The 22,526-nt window shown below is 63.8% G+C and carries 24 protein-coding genes; 9 read left to right on the top strand and 15 right to left on the bottom strand.

Annotated features, from left to right (window positions below):
• Positions 1 to 7: 7 nt before the first annotated feature.
• Positions 8 to 412, bottom strand: a complete 405-nt coding sequence (locus I6F12_RS32635) for a nuclear transport factor 2 family protein (protein ID WP_036040132.1) — start codon at positions 410 to 412, stop codon at positions 8 to 10.
• A 346-nt stretch (positions 413 to 758) separates the two neighbouring features.
• Positions 759 to 959: an AEC family transporter gene (locus I6F12_RS32630; RefSeq protein WP_225114085.1), complete on the bottom strand. Its 201-nt coding sequence runs from the start codon at positions 957 to 959 to the stop codon at positions 759 to 761.
• Between I6F12_RS32630 and I6F12_RS32625 the strand changes: the two genes are divergently transcribed.
• Entirely contained in the window at positions 958 to 1,164 is a 207-nt protein-coding gene (locus tag I6F12_RS32625) for a hypothetical protein (protein ID WP_225144281.1), read from the top strand. The genes I6F12_RS32630 and I6F12_RS32625 overlap by 2 nt on opposite strands.
• A 454-nt stretch (positions 1,165 to 1,618) precedes the next feature.
• Entirely contained in the window at positions 1,619 to 2,116 is a 498-nt protein-coding gene (locus I6F12_RS32620; RefSeq protein WP_225151054.1) for a DinB family protein, read from the top strand.
• A gap of 28 nt (positions 2,117 to 2,144) precedes the next feature.
• Here I6F12_RS32620 and I6F12_RS32615 read toward each other — a convergent pair whose 3' ends face one another.
• From I6F12_RS32615 to I6F12_RS32605, 3 genes are all read right to left on the bottom strand, one after another.
• A complete protein-coding gene (locus I6F12_RS32615; RefSeq protein WP_225114083.1) occupies positions 2,145 to 2,549 on the bottom strand; it encodes a nuclear transport factor 2 family protein in 405 nt (134 codons plus the stop codon).
• Between the two features lie 154 nt (positions 2,550 to 2,703).
• On the bottom strand, positions 2,704 to 3,627 hold the full coding sequence (locus I6F12_RS32610) for a CoA ester lyase (RefSeq protein WP_225158097.1): 924 nt from the start codon (positions 3,625 to 3,627) through the stop codon (positions 2,704 to 2,706).
• A 2-nt stretch (positions 3,628 to 3,629) separates the two neighbouring features.
• Positions 3,630 to 4,796 (bottom strand): CaiB/BaiF CoA-transferase family protein, encoded by a 1,167-nt coding sequence (locus I6F12_RS32605; protein ID WP_225158096.1) that lies wholly within the window; start codon positions 4,794 to 4,796, stop codon positions 3,630 to 3,632.
• A 452-nt stretch (positions 4,797 to 5,248) separates the two neighbouring features.
• Between I6F12_RS32605 and I6F12_RS32600 the strand changes: the two genes are divergently transcribed.
• Both I6F12_RS32600 and I6F12_RS32595 read left to right on the top strand, forming a co-directional pair.
• Entirely contained in the window at positions 5,249 to 5,599 is a 351-nt protein-coding gene (locus I6F12_RS32600; RefSeq protein WP_036009533.1) for a hypothetical protein, read from the top strand.
• Between the two features lie 396 nt (positions 5,600 to 5,995).
• Positions 5,996 to 6,673, top strand: coding sequence for a ParA family protein (locus I6F12_RS32595; protein ID WP_025032179.1), 678 nt, complete (start codon positions 5,996 to 5,998; stop codon positions 6,671 to 6,673).
• Between the two features lie 69 nt (positions 6,674 to 6,742).
• Here the strand turns inward: I6F12_RS32595 and I6F12_RS37395 are convergent, their stop codons facing one another.
• From I6F12_RS37395 to trxB, 5 genes are all read right to left on the bottom strand, one after another.
• Positions 6,743 to 6,871, bottom strand: coding sequence for a hypothetical protein (locus I6F12_RS37395; RefSeq protein ID WP_275970264.1), 129 nt, complete (start codon positions 6,869 to 6,871; stop codon positions 6,743 to 6,745).
• A 147-nt stretch (positions 6,872 to 7,018) separates the two neighbouring features.
• Positions 7,019 to 7,168 (bottom strand): hypothetical protein, encoded by a 150-nt coding sequence (locus I6F12_RS32590; RefSeq protein WP_167361666.1) that lies wholly within the window; start codon positions 7,166 to 7,168, stop codon positions 7,019 to 7,021.
• A 290-nt stretch (positions 7,169 to 7,458) separates the two neighbouring features.
• Positions 7,459 to 8,367, bottom strand: a complete 909-nt coding sequence (locus I6F12_RS32585) for a 4-hydroxy-tetrahydrodipicolinate synthase (protein WP_225158095.1) — start codon at positions 8,365 to 8,367, stop codon at positions 7,459 to 7,461.
• Between the two features lie 446 nt (positions 8,368 to 8,813).
• Positions 8,814 to 9,737: a LysR family transcriptional regulator gene (locus I6F12_RS32580; protein ID WP_025032176.1), complete on the bottom strand. Its 924-nt coding sequence runs from the start codon at positions 9,735 to 9,737 to the stop codon at positions 8,814 to 8,816.
• 4 nt (positions 9,738 to 9,741) lie between these two features.
• Positions 9,742 to 10,707 (bottom strand): thioredoxin-disulfide reductase, encoded by a 966-nt coding sequence (trxB, locus tag I6F12_RS32575; protein ID WP_036009535.1) that lies wholly within the window; start codon positions 10,705 to 10,707, stop codon positions 9,742 to 9,744.
• Positions 10,708 to 10,974: 267 nt separating this feature from the next.
• Between trxB and I6F12_RS32570 the strand changes: the two genes are divergently transcribed.
• Positions 10,975 to 11,454: an Lrp/AsnC family transcriptional regulator gene (locus I6F12_RS32570; RefSeq protein WP_008135853.1), complete on the top strand. Its 480-nt coding sequence runs from the start codon at positions 10,975 to 10,977 to the stop codon at positions 11,452 to 11,454.
• 239 nt (positions 11,455 to 11,693) lie between these two features.
• Here the strand turns inward: I6F12_RS32570 and greA are convergent, their stop codons facing one another.
• The 3 genes from greA to I6F12_RS32555 all read right to left on the bottom strand — a co-directional run bounded on the left by greA (position 11,694) and on the right by I6F12_RS32555 (position 16,980).
• Complete coding sequence (gene greA, locus I6F12_RS32565) at positions 11,694 to 12,167, bottom strand: transcription elongation factor GreA (protein ID WP_036009537.1); 474 nt, start codon at positions 12,165 to 12,167, stop codon at positions 11,694 to 11,696.
• 213 nt (positions 12,168 to 12,380) lie between these two features.
• Complete coding sequence (carB, locus tag I6F12_RS32560; protein ID WP_225158094.1) at positions 12,381 to 15,845, bottom strand: carbamoyl-phosphate synthase large subunit; 3,465 nt, start codon at positions 15,843 to 15,845, stop codon at positions 12,381 to 12,383.
• Between the two features lie 433 nt (positions 15,846 to 16,278).
• Positions 16,279 to 16,980, bottom strand: a complete 702-nt coding sequence (locus tag I6F12_RS32555; protein WP_036030319.1) for a class I SAM-dependent methyltransferase — start codon at positions 16,978 to 16,980, stop codon at positions 16,279 to 16,281.
• Positions 16,981 to 17,085: 105 nt separating this feature from the next.
• On the opposite strand from I6F12_RS32555, the gene I6F12_RS32550 reads away from it, so the two are divergent.
• Positions 17,086 to 17,610: a DNA starvation/stationary phase protection protein gene (locus I6F12_RS32550; protein ID WP_036009542.1), complete on the top strand. Its 525-nt coding sequence runs from the start codon at positions 17,086 to 17,088 to the stop codon at positions 17,608 to 17,610.
• A gap of 139 nt (positions 17,611 to 17,749) precedes the next feature.
• Here I6F12_RS32550 and I6F12_RS32545 read toward each other — a convergent pair whose 3' ends face one another.
• Complete coding sequence (locus I6F12_RS32545; protein ID WP_225114077.1) at positions 17,750 to 18,271, bottom strand: cupin domain-containing protein; 522 nt, start codon at positions 18,269 to 18,271, stop codon at positions 17,750 to 17,752.
• 247 nt (positions 18,272 to 18,518) lie between these two features.
• A complete protein-coding gene (gene carA, locus I6F12_RS32540) occupies positions 18,519 to 19,709 on the bottom strand; it encodes a glutamine-hydrolyzing carbamoyl-phosphate synthase small subunit (RefSeq protein ID WP_225134873.1) in 1,191 nt (396 codons plus the stop codon).
• Between the two features lie 146 nt (positions 19,710 to 19,855).
• Between carA and I6F12_RS32535 the strand changes: the two genes are divergently transcribed.
• The 3 genes from I6F12_RS32535 to I6F12_RS32525 all read left to right on the top strand — a co-directional run bounded on the left by I6F12_RS32535 (position 19,856) and on the right by I6F12_RS32525 (position 22,429).
• Positions 19,856 to 20,584, top strand: coding sequence for an alpha/beta hydrolase (locus I6F12_RS32535; protein ID WP_225158093.1), 729 nt, complete (start codon positions 19,856 to 19,858; stop codon positions 20,582 to 20,584).
• 31 nt (positions 20,585 to 20,615) lie between these two features.
• Complete coding sequence (locus tag I6F12_RS32530) at positions 20,616 to 21,071, top strand: GatB/YqeY domain-containing protein (RefSeq protein ID WP_036009550.1); 456 nt, start codon at positions 20,616 to 20,618, stop codon at positions 21,069 to 21,071.
• Between the two features lie 221 nt (positions 21,072 to 21,292).
• On the top strand, positions 21,293 to 22,429 hold the full coding sequence (locus tag I6F12_RS32525; RefSeq protein WP_225158092.1) for an epoxide hydrolase family protein: 1,137 nt from the start codon (positions 21,293 to 21,295) through the stop codon (positions 22,427 to 22,429).
• Positions 22,430 to 22,526 lie beyond the last annotated feature (97 nt).

Below are 22,526 nucleotides of genomic sequence, written 5' to 3'. Positions count from 1 at the left end.
TCGTCCTTCAGGAGATCATCGCCTTGACCTGCGCCGTATCCGCAAACTCGATCAGCTCGACGATCTTGCCATCCTGAAATCTGAACAGGTCCAAAAGCTCGGTACTGAACGTCTTGCCAGTTGGATGGTAGCGGACGTCAAGGCGGGAATGGACCGCGACGCGATCACCGTCGACCAGCTCGGCCAGGATTTTGCGGTTTTCGAAGCCGAAGTTCTTGATCAATTCACCGAAAACCCCTCGTAGGGCTGGGTGACCCTGCACGCTTCCTGCCAGTTCGAGCGTGCTCTTGTCGCCCTTCAAAGTGAATGCGCCCTCGGGATGAAAGGTCGTCACCAAGCCCTCGACGTCATCGTCGCCGCGCGCGGCGTAGGCGTGCCGGATCGTTGCGAGCATGTCTTCGCGCTGTGCCATGTTACCCTCCCTACAACGTATCAGGCAGACTAGCGACCTTTGCGTGTAAACGCAAAACTATCGCGGGTGGTGCGAGGGCTCCAGCGCGCCGAAGCAGCATCGTTCGTTTTCGTTCCCCGATACTGCAAGAAAACGGCGGCGAGCACCGGCGAACCTTTTCACGACCCCAGGTGTTTGTAGCTGCGGCAGGACTGACAACGCTGAGGGAGCTGAGCTATGAACGGTATCATCTATATCATCGGGCTGATCGTCGTGATTGCTGCGGTGCTCTCGTTCTTCGGCCTGCGCTGATGATGGATTGGGCGCAGCGAGGCCGTGAGGCGTCGCCGGCAAAGCCTTTGACGCCTCACCCCGCCACCACCCACACCATCACCGGCAGCGTCGTCGCCGCCAGCAGGGCGCCCAGCGCCACTGCGCCCAACGCCGGTTTCACCCGCCGCTGATACTGCATGGCGAAGATGTACGCGTTCGCACCGGGCGGCATCGCCGCGAAAAGCACGATGGCGCCGGCGGCGATCGGCGGCAGGCCCGGCAGCTTGGCCAGCATGAACGGATATTTCGGTGATAGTGCACGAAACTGCACAACATCGGGCGAGATCGATCTTGTCACCGCCCGCGGTCACCCTAACCTCGCGCAGTACTACGCGAGCCGCCTGAGTTTCCCGGAAAGTCTGCTCCTGAACACTTATATCAAGCCGCGCGATCGAATTGTGGGCCTGCGTTCGGCTGGACAAATTCGCCATTTGGAGTAGCCTTTTCAGACACAGCAACATGTTGGCGGAGGTTCTCCGTGGAACATCGCGGCGTAAGCTTCTCGGTCGTTGAGATGAGCTACCCGGCTGGTTGGAAGTGGACTGTCGGAAAGGGCCGAACAGTGTCGGTCGGTGTCTGTGCGACGAGGCTCGACGCGATCCGCCAGGCTCAGACCTTCATCGACGCGATCATGGACTGGGCTGCCTAGGCTAAAGTCAGAATACTCGCTCTCGATTGGTCATGCCGAGCACCGTAAACCAGCAGCTGAGTTTCTGTCGGCGCGGCGCTACCTCCCCCCTACGGTGACAGTGCACCAAACCCCGATTTCGTGGGGCGTTCATTAGACCACTGGCGAAGGCCAATTTTCTGGACTGTCACGGTACTGTAGCTGCCTCACGTCTGGGGCAACATCCCGAGATCAGCCAGCATCGACAATCTTTGGAGCCTGAGAAAATGATCTCAGCCGAATACTGCCGGCTTATGTCCCGCTACAACATTTGGCAGAACGCCTCTTTGGTAGCTGCCGCCGACCGGCTGACCCACGAGGATCGCTGGAAGGATCGAGGGGCGTTCTTCCGGTCGATTGCAGCTACGTTGAACCATCTCTATTGGGCTGATGCCCTCATACTGGAGCGGCTGACAGGGAATGCGCGTCCAGAGCAAACCATCAAGCACTCCCTCGCAAATCCCTCGGATTGGGAGGCCTTCAAGGCGCTCCGCTTGCAACGGAACGAGGAAATCGAAGCGTGGTCAGCGCGATTGCGCGACGCGGATCTGAACGGGATGCTCGTTTGGTATCCTGCAGACGGTTCGACTCGGATCGAGAAACCAAAGACGCTGGTGGCTGTTCAACTCTTCAATCACCAGACCCACCATCGAGGTCAGGTGCACGCGATGTTGACGGCAGCGGGTGCAGACCCAGAGCCGACTGACCTTCATCTTCTGGCGTAGCGCGAGGACGCTTCATCCATCTCGCAGGTCAGGAGATCATCGCCTTGATCTGCGCCGTATCCGCAAACTCGACCAGCTCCGCGATTTTGCCATCCTGAAATGTGAACAGGTCCACGATCTCGGTGCTGACCGCTTTGCCGGTCGGGTGGTATCGCACGGTGACGCGGGAGTGGACGGCGACGCGATCGCCGTCGACCAGCTCGGCGAGGATCTCGCGGCCTTCGAAGCCGAAGCCTTCGGTGAATTGATGGAAAGCTTCGCGCAGGGTCGGGTGGCCCTGTATGCGTCCTGTCAATTCGAGCGCACCCTTGTCGCCCATCAGGGTGAATGCGCCCTCGGGATGAAAGGCCGTCACCAGGCTATCGGTGTCACCGCCATCGCGCGCGGCGTAGCCGGCCCTGATCAATGCAAGCATGTCTTCGCGGTTCGCCATGTGCCCCCTCCCTGCAATGTGTATCGGGGCAGCCTAGCGACCTTTGCGTGCAAAGGCAAAGTGATTGCAATCGTGCTGCGATTGCTCAGCGTGGCGCGATCCAGGCCCGTTAGCTGGCTGTACAGCGACACCGCCTGAGCGCGCGTTTCGGTCCCTACGACCCCAGCCCAATGATCCTCCGCGCCATGCGCACATTGGCGTAGTCGATCATCTTGCCGTCCAGCGTCACCGCGCCCTGTCCCAGCGCCTCGGCCTGCTCCATGGCTTCGACGATCCGCCGCGCCTGGGCCAGCTCCTCGGCCGAGGGCGTGAACGCGCGCAGCGTCGGCTCGATCTGGTCGGGATGGATCACCTGCTTGCCGTCGAAGCCCATCGCAGCGGCCTTTTGCGCGCTGGCCTCGGTCAGTCCAGCATCGCGGAACGCGCCGCAGGGGCCATCGATCGCGCGCAGGCCGTGCGCGCGAGCGGCGACCAGCAGGCGCATCATCGGATAGGCGAACAGGTCGAGCGGCGCGGCGGCGTAGCCGCTTTGAGCTGATCCGACATGACGGTAACCATCCGGCGAAATGCCGATGTCGGAGGTGCGGGCGCCGAGCGAGGCTGCGAGGTCGCCGACGCCGAGATGCAGCGCGGCCACGCTGTCTTGGCACGCGGCGAGGGCGTCGACATTGACGAGGCCGAGCGCGGTCTCGATCAGCAGCTCGAGCGTAACAGGCGCGGCCCGATCGGGCGCGGCCGCGTGCAGCTGACCGGCGATGGCAACGATGTCACTCAACCGCTCCGCCTTCGGCACGATCAAAGCATCCAGCCGGGGCAGGGCCGCCAAGCTGCGGATCTCCTCTGCGATGAACGGGCTGTCGACGGCATTGAGCCTGACCGCGACGTGCTTGCTGCCCCAGTCGAGCGAGGACAGCGCGCGGGCGGCTTCCGTCAGCGCAACGCCCTTCTCCGCGGGCGGCACGGCGTCTTCGAGGTCCATGAACACCGCGTCCGCCGATGATGCCGCCGCCTTGGCGACGACACGGGCGCGATGCGCGGGAACGGCGAGATAAGCCCGCGTCGGGCGCTGCGAGGCCATTCTCACGTTCCCTTAACGAGGCCAAGTTCGCCGAGGATCTTCTCGTTGTGCTCGCCGACATCAGGCACCGGATCCATCCGCGGCGTCACGCCGGGAATGGTGAGCGCGGGCAGGAAGCTCATCACCGGCCCGCACGGCGATCCCACGCTTCTCACCCGCGCGCGGGCATGCAGCTGCTCATGCTGCAGGAACGCCTCGACCGAGTTCAGGTGCGCATTCGCGATCGCGGCTTCGTCCAGCAGCCGCAGCACCTCCTCGCTGGTCATCGAGGCAAAGCGCCGCTCGATATGCGCTTGCAGCTCGTCGCGGTTCTGCATGCGCAGCGGATTGGTGCGGAAGCGCAGGTCGTCGGCGAAGTCGGGGTCGCCCAGCACGATGCGGCACAGCGACCGCCATTCCCGGTCGTTCTGGATGCCGAAGAAAATGGTGTTGCCGTCGCCGACGCGGAACGGGCCGTAAGGCGCGATCGTCGCATGCTTGGCGCCGGTGCGCGGCAGCGGCCGGCCCGTACTCTCGGTGTAGAAGGCGGGATAGCTCATCCAGTCCGTGATGGAATCGAACAGCGAGGCCTGGAACGCCGTGCCCTTGCCGGTCCGTTCGCGCCGATATAGCGCCATCAGCACGCCGTTGAGGATGTACATGCCGGTGGCGATATCGACGACGGAAAGCCCGACCTTGGCCGGCTCGGCCTCCGTGCCGTTGATGGCGAGCACGCCGGCCTCGCACTGCACCAGGAGATCATAGGCCTTCTTGTCGCTGTAGGGGCCATCAGTGCCATAGCCCGAGACGTCGCAGGCAATCAGGCGCGGAAATCTGCGCAGCAGCGAAGCGGCATCGAGGCCGAGTCGCTCCGCCGCGCCGGGCGCGAGGTTCTGGATGAACACATCGGTGCGCGGCAGCAGGGCGTCGAGCACCTTGCGACCCTCGGGGCTCTTGATGTCGATGGCGAGGCTTTCCTTGGAGCGGTTGGTCCAGACGAACTGGCTCGACATGCCGTTCATCACATGATCGTAGTCGCGGCAGAAATCGCCGCTGCCCGGCCGCTCGATCTTGATCACCCGCGCGCCCCAATCGGCGAGGTGCCGGCTCGCCAGCGGCGCCGCGATCGCCTGCTCCAGCGACACCACCATCACGCCCGACAGCGGCAGCTCCGCTTCATTCCCCGTCATGTGATTGTCCTCCTCGTGTGCGCTTTTCGACCAGCGCAGGAGAGAGGCCGGCCACCCCACGCGCATCTTCTTGAGGGTGACATGATGCCCCTGTTTTGCCCGACAAGTCAAATTTGGCTTCGAAAAATCCTAAAATTCGGCGACGTGAGTGTTTGCAATGACTTGGCTACTGTGCATGGGGTTGTTTTCGCACTTTTGTGTTGGGGGGCACAGTCGCTCTCCCACCCACAGCTGTCATCCCCCGCGCAGGCGGGGGATCCAGTACGCCGCGGCTTCTCAGGGAACGTTGGACGTCTCTGGAATACTGGATCCCCGCCTTCGCGGGGATGACAGCTGTCCCGCCGCACCCTGTTGCCGAGAGCGCACACGTGCCGGCTTTCGCACTTGCCCTCGGTTGCCAACGAACCGCCGTTCACCCACTATTCGCGCTGACTCGTGATGTGGGGGGATCGATGCCGGCGTTTCGCTTCAAGTCCTTTGCAAAGCCCTTGGCCGTTGCAAGCCTCGCGCTTGCCCTGGCCATCCTGGCGCTGCCGCGCGCCGGCTTCGCCTACACCCAGGAGGAGCAGCAGGCCTGCACGCCGGACGCGATGCGGCTGTGCGGCGAGTTCGTCCCGAACGTCGATGCCATCACCGCCTGCATGATCAAGAAGAAGGCGCAGCTCTCGCCGCAATGCGCGGTGTTCTTCCGCCGCGGACCGGCGCCGCGCGAGCAGCGCGCCGGCAAGCCGACCCAGATCGCGCCCAAGGCTGCGAAGAAGACCGCCAAGCCGGCGCCCAAGAAGAAATCCAGCCAAGGCTGAGCGCCCGGCGACCAAAGCCGCGCCATCGCGCGCTTTCCTCGTTCCGGCCCTGACTTCGGCTTCGCGGGCAGCCAGCGGACTCGTTTTGTTCGCACGGCGCCGGAAGGCTTGCATCGATTGACGGGCGTGCGCCCCTGAAAAGAAAGCGCGCGGCAGGTTTGCGCGGCAAGGTTGCATTCCGCTTTTGTCCCGCGCGTTGCTCAAAAAACGCACAGACGCCTCGCACGGGCGGCATTTCGATGCGGCCCGTGTCCGCCTCCTGCGAAGCAGTGTGACTCAAAAGCCAACACGTCTTGTTATTTCGTGGCTGTCGCGCAGCTCCCGACAAATTTTTCTTTCACGAATCAGCGCGCTGATTCATTTTCGCGGCCTGGGGTCAATCTGGAGGCGGAAGGTATGAACGTCATTGTTTTTGCATCACGTAAAGGCGGTTCGGGCAAGAGTACCCTCGCCGCGCATCTCGCCGCGCAGATCAAGGCGAGCAAGCAGGTCATGCTGGTTGACGCCGATCCGCAGGGCTCCCTGACGCTGTGGCACAAGCTGCGCGGCACCAACGAGCCGCCGATCAAGGCTGCCGTCAACTCCGTCAGCGGCATCGTCTCCGCGGCCAAGCGCGACGGTTATGAATGGGTGTTGATCGACACGCCGCCGAACCTGTCGGCCGTCGTCGACGACGCGATCAAGAATGCCACCATGGTGGTCATCCCGGCGCGTCCCGGCGTGTTCGACGTCAATGCCGTGCAGGAAACCATCCAGATGTGTCGCGCCGCGCGCAAGCCCTACGCGGTCGTGCTCAACGGTGCCCCGGCCAAGCGTGACGAAGCCGAAAGCCCGATCGTCACCATCGCCCGCGAAGCACTGGCGAAATTCCGCGCTCCGGTGTGGGGCGGCCAGATCACCAATCGTTCGGATTTGTTGATGGCGCTCAGCCACGGCGAAGGCGCGCGCGAATATCAGGCCGAGAGCCGTGCGGCTCAGGAAATCGCAAGACTGTGGGCGGCGATCGAGCGTTCGGTGAAGGCTATCCGCGGCACCGCGTCGGCCTCCGGCGCAATGCACAAGCAGGCAGCTTAATTTTCATTGATCATGTCGAACGGCGAAAAACGCGCGGGAAGTCCGCGCGTTTTGCGTTTCTGATTTCGCTCACGCCACTATCAGCATGTAGAACACGATGACCGGCGACAGAGTCAGGATCACCGACCAGATGCCGACGGCCCAGAGAATGTCCTCGGTGGTAAAGCCCTGCTGTTCGGCGTCGAAATGCGACGCCATTTCATTCTGACTATTCACAAACGCCCCCGCGATTTCTTCGCTTATGGACGTCAGTGATAGCAGCGATGTTTTAAGATCCGGATCGCATCTGCCCGTGCATTTTGAACACAGGTGCTACCACGGATTAACCATCCCGCGCGCGCAGCTTCAGCCGACCAGCCAGACGCGAAACAGCAGCACCGGCATCAGGCCGAGCATCACGGCCCAGAACCCGAACGACGAGACGACGAGAATTCCCTTCAAGAGATCGGCGGGCGCGAACTGGCTCGCGGCCGTAGGCCGGGTGCGATACCCCATGGTCATTTCCCCTTCGGTAACTTTGGACAGAACGATAGGCGCAGTCACGTAAACGAGACGTGGATACGGATTGCGGCAGCTGCGAAGGCCGTTGGGGCGCGGTTAACCAAACGGGCACGCTTCACCCTCTCCCCTTGTGGGAGAGGGTGGCTCGCCGCGGAGCGGCGAGACGGGTGAGGGGTCTGTCTCCACACAAACAGTCTTGCGCTTGGAGAAAACCCCTCATCCGGCGCTTCGCGCCACCTTCTCCCACGAGGGGAGAAGGAAGAGCAGCGTGCACGGAGAGAAAACTACGCCGCGATCGTCACCCGTCGCTCGATCTCGCGATCGATCGTTGCCGCGAGCTCGCTGCTCACTTCCACCATCGGCAGGCGCACCTCCGGGCTGTCGATCAGGCCGGATCGCCACAGCCAGTACTTCGCCGGCGCGGGGCTCGGCTCGGCGAACAACAGCCGCGTCAGCTCGCCGGCCTCGTGCCAGCGCGCCAGCGCCGCATCGTGGTTGCCGCGCTTGTGCTCGCTATAGATTGCCGCAAACGTTGCGGTCTCGACATGGGCTGAGAGCACGATGCCGCCGTCGGCGCCGTCACTGAGTGCCTCGAAGAAATTGGCGTCCTCGCCGGTGAGCACGCGAAAGCCCTTCGGCCGGTCGCGCAAGAGCGCGATCGATTGCTCCCGGCTCGCGCCGCAATCCTTCAGGCCGACGATGTTCTTGTGCTCGGCAAGGCGCAGCATGGTCTGGTTGGTGATGTTGACGGCGCAGCGATAGGGAATGTTGTAGAGCGCGATCGGCCATGCGGCGTGGTCGGCGAGCGTCTCGAAATGCGCCAGCAGGCCGCGCTGCGACGGCCGCACATAATAGGGACTGGCGATCAGGTAACCGTCGATCGGCCAGTCCGCGGTCTCGTCGAGGCGCTCCTGCAGACGCGAGGTGTCCGCGCCCGACAGTCCGAGGCAGATCGGCAGGTTGCGGCCGGCGGTCGCCATCTCCTCGCGCACCACGGCGACGAGACGTTCGAGCTCGGCCGCGCGCAGTGTCATGCCTTCACCGGAGGTCGCGCCCAGGATGAGGCCGTCGATGCCGTGCGCGCAATAGTGCCGGGTCAGCCGCCGCAGCGACCTCTCGTCCAGCGCGCCGTCCTGGAACGGCGTCACCAGCGGCAACCACAGCCCGTGCAAGTGATCTCGTAGTGCGGTCATGTTTCCATCTCCTTCTCGGGAAAAATGCCTGAGACGGAGGGCACATGAAAAAACCCCGTCCAGGCGGCGGGGTTTTCGGGATTGGCTCGCGATGACGAAGTCAGCTTAGCGCGCGCAATATTCCGAGGCCCCCGGATGGGGGCCTTTTTTCGAAACGATTGCGCACGACTTCGTGATCATGGGCGAATGATGCGGGGTATGCGCGGAACTGTCAACACACGCGGAGAGCGAAGCACATTTTGACGAAAAAAAGCCGGACCCGAGGGCCCGGCTTAGGTATTGGCCACGTGAGGCCGACACAATCACCTTCCAAGAGGGATTACTGAACTCCCGCGCCACTGGAGGAGGGGGACAAATGCGCAACGCGAAGGCTCAGCGTGCAAACATTATGGGCTTGCCGAGTGCCTTGCAGCAACAGCCGAGGCCGCATGTCAGTCATGCGGAAATCAGGACGGCCAGCGTTGCGCCTTGCTCACCACGAAGTCACGGAACACCTGCACGCGCGCGACCGTCTTCAACTCCTCGGGATAGACGAAGTAGGTGTCGAGCTGGATCGAGTCCGACTCGCCGAACAGCTGCACGAGCTTGCTCTGCTCCTCGACTAGGTAATCGGGCAGGGCGGCGATGCCGAGGCCCTGCGCGCAGGCGCGCACGAGACCGAGGATGTTGTTGACCTTGAAGTAGGCTTCGCGCGGACCCGAGCCGTTGCGCCCGGCTTCGATCAGCCAGTTGCGGTTCTGCAGGTGCGGCGCGAAGTTGCCGTCCGAGAGCGTGATGATGCGGTGGGAGTCGAGCTCCTCCAGCGTGCGCGGCGTGCCGAAGCGCTTGATGTATTCCGGCGAGCAATAGGCGTGGAAGCCCATCGCGAACAGCTTGCGCTGGATCAGATCCGGCTGCGTCGGCTTGCGGGTGCGGATCGCGACGTCAGCCTCGCGCATCGACAGATCGAGCTCCTCGTCGGTGACGATCAGCGAGATGCGGATCTCCGGATAGAGCGCGGTGAATTCGCCGAGCCGCGGGATCAGCCAGTTGATGCCGACGCCGGGCGTGGTGGTGATCTTGAGATCGCCGCTCGGCCGCTCGCGGCTGTCGGTCAGCTTGGCGCGCGCCGCCTGCAGCTGCATGAACACGTCATGCGCCGTGCGGAACAACAGGTCGCCCTGCTCGGTAAGGATCAGGCCGCGGGCGTGGCGGTGGAACAGCGAGACCGAGAGCTCCTGCTCCAGCGCCGAGACCTGGCGCGACACCGCCGATTGCGACAGGCCGAGCTGCTCGCCCGCATGCGTGAAGCTGCCCGCTTCCGCCGCGGCGTGAAACACCTTCAGCTTGTCCCAGTCCATATCCGTAAATCCGTCGCGTGTTCGGGGCATGATTCTATTCCGCTGCCGCGCGCTCGCTGGCGCGAAGGGCCAAGAAACGTTCGGCTTCGAGTGCGGCCATGCAGCCGAGGCCGGCGGCCGTCACGGCCTGGCGATAGGTTTCGTCGGCGACGTCGCCGGCGGCGAATAGGCCGGGCACCGAGGTCGCGGTCGAGTTCGGGGCGACCTCGATATAGCCGGAGGGTTTCAGCTTGACCTGATCCTTGACCAGCTCGGTCGCGGGCGCATGCCCGATGGCGATGAAGATGCCGTCGGCCTTGACGTCCGTGAGCGCGCCGGTCTTGACGTTCTTGAGCCGGACATGGGTGACCTTGTTGGGATTCTCGGTGCCGCAGATCTCGTCGACCGCGGCGTCCCAGATCACCTTGATCTTCGGATGCTTGAACAGGCGCTCCTGCAGGATGCGCTCGGCCCGGAAATGATCGCGACGATGCACGATCGTGACCTGCGAGGCATGGTTGGTGAGGTACAGGGCTTCCTCGACCGCGGTGTTGCCGCCGCCGACCACGATCACCTCCTTGCCACGGTAGAAGAAGCCGTCGCAGGTGGCGCAGGCCGACACGCCGCCGCCCTGGAACTTGGCTTCCGACGGCAGCCCGAGCCAGCGGGCCTGCGCGCCGGTGGCCAGGATCACGGTCTCGGCGAGATAGACGTCGCCAGAGTCGCAGGTGAGGCGGAACGGCCGCTGCGCCGTCTCCAGCTTGGTCACCAGGTCGGAGACGATCTTGGTGCCGACATGGACCGCCTGCTTCTCCATCTGCTCCATCAGCCAGGGGCCCTGGATCACGTCGGCGAAGCCTGGATAGTTCTCGACGTCGGTCGTGATGGTGAGCTGGCCGCCGGGCTGGATGCCCTGGATCAGGATCGGCTCAAGCATCGCGCGCGCGGCGTAGATCGCGGCGGTGTAGCCAGCCGGGCCGGAGCCGATGATGACGACCTTTGCATGAACAGGAGCGGACATTTCGATGGACGCCTTTCACGGGGGATTTGCAGCGCGAGCGCGGAATGTGCCGGGAGGCGTAGCGGAGGCGCTGAAATATCAGAGCTAATCTAAGCAATCTGGCGAGCCATGCAAGAATTGCATTCCCTATCGGCGGATTTTTCCAACAGGGAACAAAAGTCGATTGCGCTGCACGCGCAATAAAATTGCGCCGGCGGTGCGGATTGGGCTATGAGGATTTCGACAAGTCCACCCAATACCGCCGCAAAGGCCAGGAGTTCCAATCACGTGTCGCGGAACCTAGACGAGATCGACCTGAAAATTCTCACCGAGATTCAGGCCGACGGTCGAATCACCAATGTCGAACTGGCCAAGCGCGTCGGCATCTCGCCGCCCCCCTGTCTGCGCCGCGTCCGGGCGCTGGAGGAGGAGGGTTACATCCACGGCTATCGCGGCCTCCTGGACGCACGCAAGCTGGGCTTCGACGTGACCGTTTTCGCCGCCGTGCACCTGTCCAGCCAGGCCGAAGCGGATTTGCGCGCGTTCGAGGAGTTCGTCCGCGCCGAGCCCCTGGTGCGGGAATGCTGGATGCTGTCCGGCGAGGTCGATTTCATCCTGAAATGCGTCGCACCCGACATGGCGACCTTCCAGGATTTCGTCACGCATCTGACGGCGGCACCGCATGTCCGCAACGTGCGCACGTCATTGGTGCTGCACAATTCGAAGTACGAGGCGGCCGTGCCGCTCGAGGTGAAGGGACGACGTTAGGGTCTTCTCCCTCTCCCCGTTCTTACGGGGAGAGGTGAAGACCAGTCCACGGTCCTCTCCGTCATTGCGAGCGGAGCGAAGCAATCCAGTGTCTTTCCGCAGAGGCAGTCTGGATTGCTTCGCTCCGCTCGCAATGACGTGTGGTGAGAACGTGTGTCCGCCACAACTCCAGCAACACGCCAAAAAGGCCGCGCACTGCGCGGCCTTTTTGAAACGTCAGCAGACGCAGCGGCAAGTCCTTACCGCCACTCCACTTTGGTGATCTCGTACGCCTTGGCGCCGCCCGGCGTGTTGACCTCGACCGTGGCGCCCTTCTTCTTGCCGATCAATGCGCGTGCGAGCGGCGAGGTGATCGAGATCCGGCCCTTCTTGGCGTCCGCCTCGACCTCGCCGACGATCTGCCACACCGTCTTCTTCTCGGTGTCCTCATCGACCAGCGTCACGGTGGCGCCGAACTTGATGGTGTCGCCGGAGAGCTTGGAGATGTCGATGATGTCGGCGCGCGCGAGCTTGTCCTCGAGCTCGGCGATGCGACCCTCATTGTGCGACTGCTCTTCCTTCGCGGCATGATATTCCGCGTTCTCCGACAGGTCTCCGTGCGAGCGCGCCTCCGCGATATGCTCGATGATCCGCGGACGGTCCACGGACTGGCGCTGCTTCAATTCTTCCCCGAGCGCGACAAAGCCGGCCTGGGTCATCGGAACCTTTTCCATCGTCTCTCTCGTCCTTCGATCGTGCGCCCCAGAATGCGGATGGGCGCCGCAACCTTGATTCGTCAGTCCTCCAGAGCCCAAAGAGGGGCTGCCGGACCTTGACAGATATGGGCTTTAGCGCCGGAACAGAACTGCCACCTGGCCGGATCGGTTCCTCCGGCCATTGTGGCTTCATTGCCAATCACTTAGCGGAAGCTTCGCTGCCGCTAGCGATCAGGTTTCCGAAAAGTAGCTCTGCAGGGTACGAACCTCAAGGTCCCCACCCAAATAGGCGCGGATGCCCTGCGCGGCCGCCACGGCCCCGGAAAGAGTGGTGTAATATGGCACTTTATGCAAGAGGGCCGCGCGCCGCAGCGAGCGGCTGTCGGCCAGCGCCTGCGGGCCTTCGGTGGTGTTGAAGACGAGCTGGACGTCGCCATTGGTGATGGCATCGACGATGTGCGGCCGCCCCTCCAGCACCTTGTTCACCTTCTCGGTCGGGATGCCTTGATCGGTCAGGAAGCGCGCCGTGCCCGAGGTCGCCAGCACCTTGAAGCCGAGCGAATGCAATTCGCGCACGGCATCCGCGATGCGCGTCTTGTCGCTTTCGCGCACCGAGACGAACACGGTGCCCTTGCGCGGCACCCGCGTGCCGCCGCCGAGCTGACTCTTGGCGAAGGCGACCGCAAACGAGCGGTCGATTCCCATGACCTCGCCGGTCGAGCGCATCTCGGGGCCGAGCACAGTGTCGACGCCGGGGAAGCGTGCGAACGGGAAGACCGATTCCTTGACGCCGACGTGCTTGAGCGCCGCCTTCTTCAGCTTGAAATCGGCAAGCTTCTCGCCGGCCATGATGCGCGCGGCGATCTTGGCGACCGGCGTGCCGACCACCTTGGCGACGAACGGCACGGTGCGCGAGGCACGCGGATTGACCTCGAGCACGTAGATCTCGCCGTCCTTGATGGCGTATTGCACGTTCATCAGGCCAATGACGTCGAGGCCGAGCGCGAGTTCGCGGGTCTGCCGCTCCAGCTCCTCGATCATTTTCTCATCGAGCGAGTGCGGCGGCAGCGAGCAGGCGCTGTCGCCGGAATGGATGCCGGCTTCCTCGATGTGCTCCATGATGCCGACGATGAAGGTGTCCTTGCCGTCGCACAGACAGTCGACGTCGATTTCCGTGGCATCCGACAGATAGCGGTCGAACAGCAGCGGGTTCTTGCCGAGCACGGTGTTGATCTGGCCGGTCTTGTCGTTCGGATAGCGCGCCTTGACGTCGGCCGGCACCAGCTCCGGCAGCGTGCCGAGCAGATAATCATTGAGCTGGTTCTCCTCGCGGATGATCTGCATCGCGCGGCCGCCGAGCACGTAGGACGGGCGCACCACCAGCGGCAGGCCGAGATCGGCGGAGACGAGGCGGGCCTGCTCGACCGAATAGGCGATGCCGTTCTTCGGTTGCTTGAGGCGCAGCTTGTCGAGCACGCGCTTGAAGCGGTCGCGGTCCTCGGCGAGGTCGATGGCGTCGGGCGAGGTGCCGAGGATCGGCACTTCGGCGGCTTCCAGCGCGCGCGCCAGCTTCAGCGGCGTCTGGCCGCCGAACTGCACGATCACGCCGTGCAGCGTGCCGTTGCTGCGCTCCTTGGCGATGATCTCCAGCACGTCCTCGGCGGTGAGCGGCTCGAAATAGAGCCGGTCGGCTGTGTCGTAGTCGGTCGACACCGTCTCCGGATTGCAGTTGATCATGATGGATTCGTAGCCGGCGTCATGCAGCGCGAAGCAGGCGTGACAGCAGCAATAGTCGAACTCGATGCCCTGGCCGATGCGGTTGGGACCGCCGCCGAGAATGATGACCTTCTTCTTGTCGGACGGCGCGCTCTCGTCCGCGGGCAGGCCGGCGAACGGCGCCTCATAGGTCGAGTACATGTAGGCGGTCGGCGAGGCGAACTCGGCCGCGCAGGTGTCGATGCGCTTGTACACCGGGTGGACGCCGAGCGCGTGGCGCTTGGCCTTGACTTCGGCCTCCGTCGTCTCGGCCAGCACGGCGAGCCGCGCGTCGGAGAAGCCCATGGCCTTCAGCGTGCGCATGCCGAAGGCGTTGCCAGGCAGGCCGTTCTTCCTGACCTTCTCCTCCATCTCGACGATGCCACGCATCTCGGCGAGGAACCACGGATCGATCTTGCAGGAGTTGAAGATGTCCTCGTTCGACCAGCCGAGCCGCATGGCCTGGGCGACCTGGAGGATGCGGTTCGGCGTCGGAGTGCCGAGCGCGGCGCGGATCGCGTTCTTGTCGTCGTCGCGGCCGAGGCCCTCGATCTCGATCTCGTCGAGGCCGGTCAATCCCGTCTCGAGCCCGCGCAGCGCCTTTTGCAGGCTTTCCTGGAAGGTGCGGCCGATCGCCATGACCTCGCCGACCGATTTCATCGAGGTGGTCAGCGTGGTCGAGGCGCCCGGGAATTTCTCGAAGGCAAAACGCGGCACCTTGGTGACGACGTAGTCGATGGTCGGCTCGAATGACGCCGGCGTGGCACCGCCGGTGATGTCATTGGCGATCTCGTCGAGCGTGTAGCCGACCGCGAGCTTGGCGGCGACCTTGGCGATCGGAAAGCCGGTGGCTTTCGAGGCCAGCGCGGAGGAGCGCGACACGCGCGGATTCATCTCGATGACGACCATGCGGCCGTCTTCGGGATTGACGCCGAACTGAACGTTGGAGCCGCCGGTCTCGACCCCGATCTCGCGCAGCACCGCCAGCGAGGCGTCGCGCATGATCTGGTATTCCTTGTCGGTCAGCGTCAGCGCCGGCGCCACCGTGATGGAATCGCCGGTGTGCACGCCCATCGGATCGAGGTTCTCGATCGAGCAGACGATGATGCAATTGTCTTTCTTGTCGCGCACCACCTCCATCTCGTACTCTTTCCAGCCGAGCACGGACTCCTCGATCAGCACTTCGTTGGTGGGAGACGCGTCAAGGCCGCGCTCGATGATGTCGAGGAACTCTTCCTTGTTGTAGGCGATGCCGCCGCCGGTGCCACCCATCGTGAAGGAGGGGCGGATGATCGCGGGCAGGCCGATCTCGGACAGCGCCATCATGGCCTGGCCGAAGGCGTATTCCTGGTAGCGCTTGCGACGCTCGCTCTCGCCGAGCGTCCACTGCCGGTCGAGCTCTTCGAGCGCGGCGCCCGACAGCTTTGCGCGTTCGGCCTGGTATTTCTCGCGGAACGACTTCTTCAGCTCGGAGGCGTTGGCGAGCCGAGACTTCGGCGTCTCGAGCCCGATCTTGGTCATGGCCTCGCGGAAGAGCTGGCGGTCTTCCGCCTTGTCGATGGCATCGGCGGTGGCGCCGATCATCTCGACGTCGAACTTCTCCAGCGTGCCCTGGCGGCGCAGCGACAGCGCGCAGTTCAGCGCGGTCTGGCCGCCCATGGTCGGCAGCAGCGCGAAGCCGCCGGGAATGACGTGACGTTCCTTCTCGATGATCTTGGCAACGATCTCGGGCGTGATCGGCTCGATATAGGTCGCATCCGCCAATTCCGGGTCGGTCATGATGGTGGCCGGGTTGGAATTGACGAGGACGATGCGATAGCCCTCTTCCTTCAGCGTCTTCACCGCCTGCGTGCCCGAATAGTCGAACTCGCAGGCCTGGCCGATCACGATGGGACCGGCGCCGATGATCAGGATGGTCGAGATGTCGGTTCGTTTGGGCATCACCGCTCACGGGCTGGGATCTGGGCACAAAAAAAGGGCGCGCTTGCCGCGCGTCCCCATTTGGCGAGAGCGCGGGGTCTCCCTCGCGCGCGGGTGGGTCTTAAACCAGTTTTTGGAGCGGCGAAACCCCGAAAAACGCCCATCAACCGCCAATTTTCAGGGGTTTGACGGTGCGTTGCCGGCATCGTCGGGGCGGGCGGGCAGTCCGTCTCCGCTTCCGCTATGCTCCAGCTACGCCGGACACGCTTCGCCCCTACGGGTCTTGCGTGGCTGCGCCACGCGTAGCCCCGCAGGAGCGAAGCGTGGAGACCCGGCCTGGATTTGAACCAGGATGAAGAGCGATGCACCGCCCCCGCGTAGACATTTCCGCCACCGGGCCATCAGGATTATTCCCGATCGGCGTGCGCCAGGCCACCTCAGCTGATCGTTATGCTTAACGGACCAGAGGCGGCCTCGCGATGAAGGTCATGCGCCAGCGGTTGTGCCCAATATTGCTGTGGGCGCGCTGGACCGCGAAGCCCGCCGCCTTCAGCTTGGCCGTGATCTCGTCCTCGCTGTAGCGCTGCAGTCCGATCTTCGAGCGCAGCTGGCGATAATCCGACAGCGCGGTGCTGATCAGCCCGATCAGCGCGTCCTTCAGAAATCCGTGACGCAGGCCGAACCCGAGCAGCGCCATCACATCCCTGACCATGCCGACATTGGGCTGTAGGATGTCGCCCAGCACCAGCTTGCCGGAGGGTTTCAGGATGCGGCGGATGTTCAATAGCGCCGCATCGAGCTCGTCCGGCGTCATGTATTGTGCGACCGAGTTCATCACGACGAGATCGATCGACTGATCCTGCATCTTGCGGACGTCCTCGAGCGAGCGGACGCGGATCTTGGTGTTTGGGGCAAACCGCGCGATCAGCCGGCCGCGCACGCCCGGCGCGGGCTCGGCCAGGATCAGCATGCCGCAGGCGGCTGCCACCTGGCTCGCCGACAGCGCTTCGCCGCAGGCATAGTCCAGCACCGTCGCATCGGGCGAGGGGATGTAGCCGATGATGTCCCGCGCAATGATCTGGAAGTGCAAGTTGCGATGCAGCTTGCTGACATAGATCGTATGCGTCGAGTCGTAATAATCGATCCAATCGTCCATTGGTATCCCGCCCAGGGGTTCCTATCTAGGAACCGCGCTGCCCACCTTGCGTTAGGGGTGCGGCGGCGCGCCGTCAATGTCCGCGTCCTAACAGGAAGGTCTCCCGTGAGCAAAACCAACAACAAGGTCTCGCCCGAACTCGATACCCCCACGGATCTGTCGCCCGACGGGGTCAAGAAAGTCTCTGAGGCGCTCAACGTGCTTCTGGCCGACGCGTTCGCGCTTTATCTGAAGACCAAGAATTTCCACTGGCACATCAGCGGGCGCCACTTCCGCGATTACCACCTGCTGCTCGACGAGCAGTCCGACCAGATCTTCGCCACGACCGACCAGCTCGCCGAGCGCGTCCGCAAGATCGGCGGCACCACGCTGAAGTCGATCGGCCAGGTCGCAAAGCTCCAGACCATCAAGGACAACAACGAGGACTACGTCCCGCCGCGCGAGATGCTGCGCGAGCTGATGCAGGACAACAAGCACGTCGCTGCCGCGATGCGCAAGGCGCACGACGTGTGCGACGAGGCCGGCGACGTCGCCAGCGCCAGCATTTTGGAGAACTTCATCGACGAGACCGAGCGGCGGACCTGGTTCCTGTTTGAAGCGACGAGGCAGGAGGGCGGCAACGAGGCGTAACGGGATGCGTAGGGTGGGTTAGCCTCGCAGAAGCGCGAAGCGCATCTGCAAGGCGTAACCCACCACTGTCTCTGTCCGCGGAAACAGAAGAGGTGGGTTACGCCTTTGGCTAACCCACCCTACTGCACCACGCGTGTGGCTACCGCCACAACCGCATCAGCGCGCCGTCCTTCCCCGTCACGGGATCAGCCGGCGGCAGCGCCACTTGCGGAATCGTCTTCAGCGCTTTCGCATGGTTCTCCGGCGTTGCGCGCGTGATCTCCATTTTTGCGCCTGGCGGATAGGCGCCGATCACGCAAAAATCATCGCTCGCCTTGATGCATTGATGTCCGGTGCCGGCGGGCAGGATCGCAACGTCGCCGGCCTTGATCTGAAGCTCCTGGCCGTGATCGCCGCCGAAACGCACGCGGGCGCTGCCGCGCGCGACGCCGAGCACCTCATGCACCGTCGCATGATAATGCAGATAATCGTAGACGCCGTTGCGCCACGTCCCGCCCCAGCCGTTCGCTTCGAACAGATTCTCGATGGTCTCTTCCGGGCGCTTTGGGTCGAGCTTCACCGCGCCCTGGTAGACCAGGAACGGAAGGATGTTGTTCGGCACGAGCCCGTCATCCTCGAAAACAATGGCGAGCGGCTCGGCCTTGTCGCGGACGACGGACATGGCTGTGCTCCTGCGCAAGAATAGCAGGGATCAACCAAACGCGTGCGGCGACGTTCCTCGTTCCACCGTCATTCCGGGGCGACGCGCAGCGTCGAGCTATGATGCGCAATTGCGCATCAGAGAATCCATGACACTGCAAAGTCTGTTGTCAGATGGATTCTGGGCTCGCGCTACGCGCGCCCCGGAATGACGAAAAGCCCGGGGCGAGCCCGGGCTTTTGTCGTGAAGTATCCGTGGAGAACGCGCCTTACGCCCTCTTCCTCTGCCGCATCAGGTCGGCGAAGCGCTGGAACAGGTAATGCGAGTCGCGCGGGCCGGGTGAGGCCTCGGGATGATATTGCACGGAGAATACCGGCTTGCCGTCGAGCTGGATGCCGCAGTTGGATCCATCAAACAAGGAAATGTGGGTCTGCGTCGCGCCCTTCGGCAGCGTCGTCTCGTCCACGGCAAAGCCGTGGTTCATCGAGGTGATCTCGACCTTGCCGGTGGTCTCGTCCTTCACCGGGTGATTGGCCCCGTGATGGCCCTGATGCATCTTCTTGGTCTTGGCGCCGACGGCAAGGCCCAGCATCTGGTGGCCAAGGCAGATGCCGAAGGTCGGCGTGCCCGACTTGATCACGTCGCGGATCACGGGCACGGCATATTTGCCGGTCGCGGCCGGATCGCCCGGACCGTTGGACAGGAATACGCCGTCCGGCTTCATCGCCAGGATGTCTTCGGCCGGGGTCGTCGCCGGCACCACCGTCACCTTGCAGCCGACGCCGGCGAGCAGGCGCAGGATGTTGCGCTTGATGCCGTAGTCGATGGCGACGACGTTGAACTCGGGCTTGTCCTGCCTGCCAAACCCCTTGTCCCAGGCCCAGGGCATCTCGTCCCAGGTGAAGCGCTGGCCGCTCGTCACCATCGGCACGAGGTCCATGCCCTCGAGGCCCGGCCATTCGCGCGCCTCTTCCTTGAGGCCGTGCAAATCGAACTCGCCAGACTTCGAGTGCGCGATCACGGCGTTCGGCATGCCCTTGGAGCGGATCAGCGCGGTCAGCGCGCGGGTGTCGATGCCGGAGAGCCCGATGATGCCGCGCGCCTTGAGCCAGGCGTCGAGATGCTTGGTGGCGCGGTAGTTCGAGGGATTGGTGATCGCGGTGCGCAGGATCACGCCGCGCGCGCCGGGCGTCGCGGCCATGTTCACCGTCTCGATATCCTCGTCGTTGGTGCCGACATTGCCGATATGCGGGAAGGTGAAGGTGATGAGCTGGCCGGCATAGGAGGGATCGGTCAGAATCTCCTCATAGCCGGTCATTGCGGTGTTGAAGCAGACCTCGCCGACGGCGTGGCCCTCGGCGCCGAGACCAAAGCCCTCCAGCACCGTGCCGTCGGCAAGCACGAGGAGCGCGGTCGGTTTGTGGTCCGGCCAGGCGGGATCGTTGTCATGTTGTGTCATGAGCCCGCTTCATAAGCCCCCCGCGTGTGCACGTCAAAGCGAGAGAGGGCCGATTCACATGCGTTTTTGCATATTTGACAGGCCTCCTCCCACCCTTAAGCTCGGACGCACAATTTCCGGCAATTTCCTGGGCTTGCGAGGCAATAATGGACCAGACCACCCCCATTGTGCTGGTTCCGGGGCTGGCGTCCTCGGCCCGGATCTATGCGCCCGTGATCCCTGCGCTCTGGCGTTTCGGGCCGGTGACGGTCGCCAACCACATCCGCGACGACAGCATGGTTGCGATCGCCCGCCGCATCCTCGCCGAGGCGCCGCCGTGCTTTGCCCTCGTCGGCCATTCCATGGGTGGCTACATCGCCTTCGAGATCATGCGCCAGGCCAGCGAGCGCGTGACAAAACTCGCGCTGATCAACACGCAGGCGCGGCCCGACTCGCCGGAGGCCACCGCGCGCCGCCGTGCCCAGATGGAGCGCGCCAGACGCGGTGAGCTCCGTGCCGTGCGCGAGGAGAGTTTTCCGGAGCTCGTGCATCCGTCGCGGCGCGACGATGCCGAGATTCTCAGGCTCGTGCATGCGCAGGACGAGGACGTCGGCGTCGAAGGCTATCTGCGGCAGCAGACCGCGATCATCGCACGGACGGATTCGCGCTCCTTGCTGGCGACGATCACATGCCCGACGCTGGTGCTGACGGGCGATGCCGACAACACCATCCCCAACGCCTTCTCCAAGGAGATGGCCGAAGGCATCGCCGGCGCCAGGCTCGTGATTCTCGATCGCTGCGGGCACCTGCCGCAAGCCGAACAGCCGGAGGCGACGGTTCAGGCGCTGACCGAATGGCTGGGGAGCCAGGTTGTGCGACGGCCGCAAAGGGCCTAGATCAGGCGTTTATATCGAAGGGATCACGATCATGCTGCGCGACGACATCAACAATGCGGTCAAGGAGGCCATGAAGGCCAAGGACGAGCGCAAGCTGTCCACGCTGCGCATGGTCAACTCGACCATCAAGAACGCCGACATCGACGCGCGCGGCAGCGGCAAGCCGCCGTTGTCGGACGCTGACATCCTCGCGGTGCTGCAGAAGATGATCAAGCAGCGTCAGGAGGCGGTCGAGCTCTACGACAAGGGCGGCCGCGCCGAGCTTGCCGCGCAGGAGCGCGAGGAGATCGCGGTGATCTCGGCGTATCTGCCGAAGCAGATGTCCGATGACGACGTGAAGAAGGCGATCGCGGATGCGATTGCCGAGACCGGCGCTGCCGGCATGAAGGACATGGGCAAGGTGATCGCCGTGCTGCGCGCGAAATACGCGGGCCAGATGGATTTTGGCAAGGCGTCTGGTCTCGTGAAGGCAGCGCTGTCGGGCTAGCTTCTTCCCCTCTCCCCTTGTGGGAGAGGGTGGCTCGCCGCGTAGCGGCGAGACGGGTGAGGGGTCTTTCTCCGCGAGCGATCCTCTCCCAGTAGTTCACGCGGATAGAGACCCCTCATCCGGCGCTTCGCGCCACCTTCTCCCACAAGGGGAGAAGGGGCACCTTTGATGCCGCATAGGTTCGGTCTACTCTCCCGGCAGAAACAAATCGGGAGCAACCGATGACCGCCATCAAGCCATTTCGCATCGCCATCGGCGACGACATCCTCGCCGACCTGAAGTCACGCCTTGCCCGCACGCGCTGGCCGGAGGCCGAGCTGGTCGACGACTGGAGCCAGGGCGCGCCGCTGAAATGGATCCAGGAGATCTGCACCTATTGGGCCAACGAGTATGACTGGCGCTCGCGCGAGGCAAAGCTCAATCGCTTTGCGCAGTTCACCACGGAGATCGACGGCCTCGACATCCACTTCATTCATGCGCGCGCGAAGGAGCCGTCGGCGCTTCCGTTGATCATCACCCACGGCTGGCCCGGCTCCATCGTCGAGTTCCAGAAGGTGATCGCGCCGCTCACCGATCCCGCCGCGCATGGCGGCAATCGCGCCGATGCCTTTCACGTGATCTGCCCCTCGCTGCCTGGCTTCGGCTTCTCGGGCAAGCCGGGGACCACCGGCTGGGGCGTCGATCGCATTGCCGCGACCTGGGCCAAGCTGATGGACCGCCTGGGCTACGCGCGTTATGGCGCGCAAGGCGGCGACTGGGGCTCGGCGGTGACGACCTCGCTCGGAGCGCAGGACCCCACTCATTGCGCCGGCATCCACATCACGCTCGCCTTCAACGCGGCACCGAAGGTCGAGGGCGAGCCGACGCCAGAGGAGAAGCGGGCGCTGGCCGGCCTCAAGCACTACGCCGATCTCGACTCCGGCTATTCCAAGCAGCAGTCGACGCGGCCGCAGACGCTCGGCTATGGCCTGACGGATTCGCCGAGCGGCCAGGCGGCCTGGATCCTGGAAAAATTCTGGGCCTGGACCGATTGCAATGGCCACCCCGAAAACATCTTCAGCAAGGACGAGCTGCTCGACAACGTCATGCTCTATTGGGCGACGCAGACGGCGACCTCGTCGGCGCGGCTCTATTGGGAGAGCTTTGGCAAGCGCCGCACCACGCCGGTGGTGAAGGTGCCGACGGGTGTCGCGGTGTTCCCCAAGGAGATCGTCACGCCGGTGCGGCGCTGGATGGAGCCGAACTTCCATGACATCACGCATTGGAGTGAGATGGAGAAGGGCGGTCACTTCGCCGCCTTCGAGCAGCCGGAGCTGTTCGTGCGCGATGTCCGGAAGTTTTTTGCGACGGTGCGGTGAGTCTCCGCCGTCATTCCGGGGCGACGCGTCAGCGTCGAACCCGGAATCCATCAAGCGGCATTTCCTGTGGCCCGATGGATTCCGGGCTCGCCCTTCG

Source organism: Bradyrhizobium sp. IC4059 (assembly GCF_020193615.1).
Lineage (GTDB): Bacteria > Pseudomonadota > Alphaproteobacteria > Rhizobiales > Xanthobacteraceae > Bradyrhizobium > Bradyrhizobium yuanmingense.
Note: the sequence above shows the minus strand (reverse complement) of the source record. Positions and strands in the feature narration are given on the sequence as shown.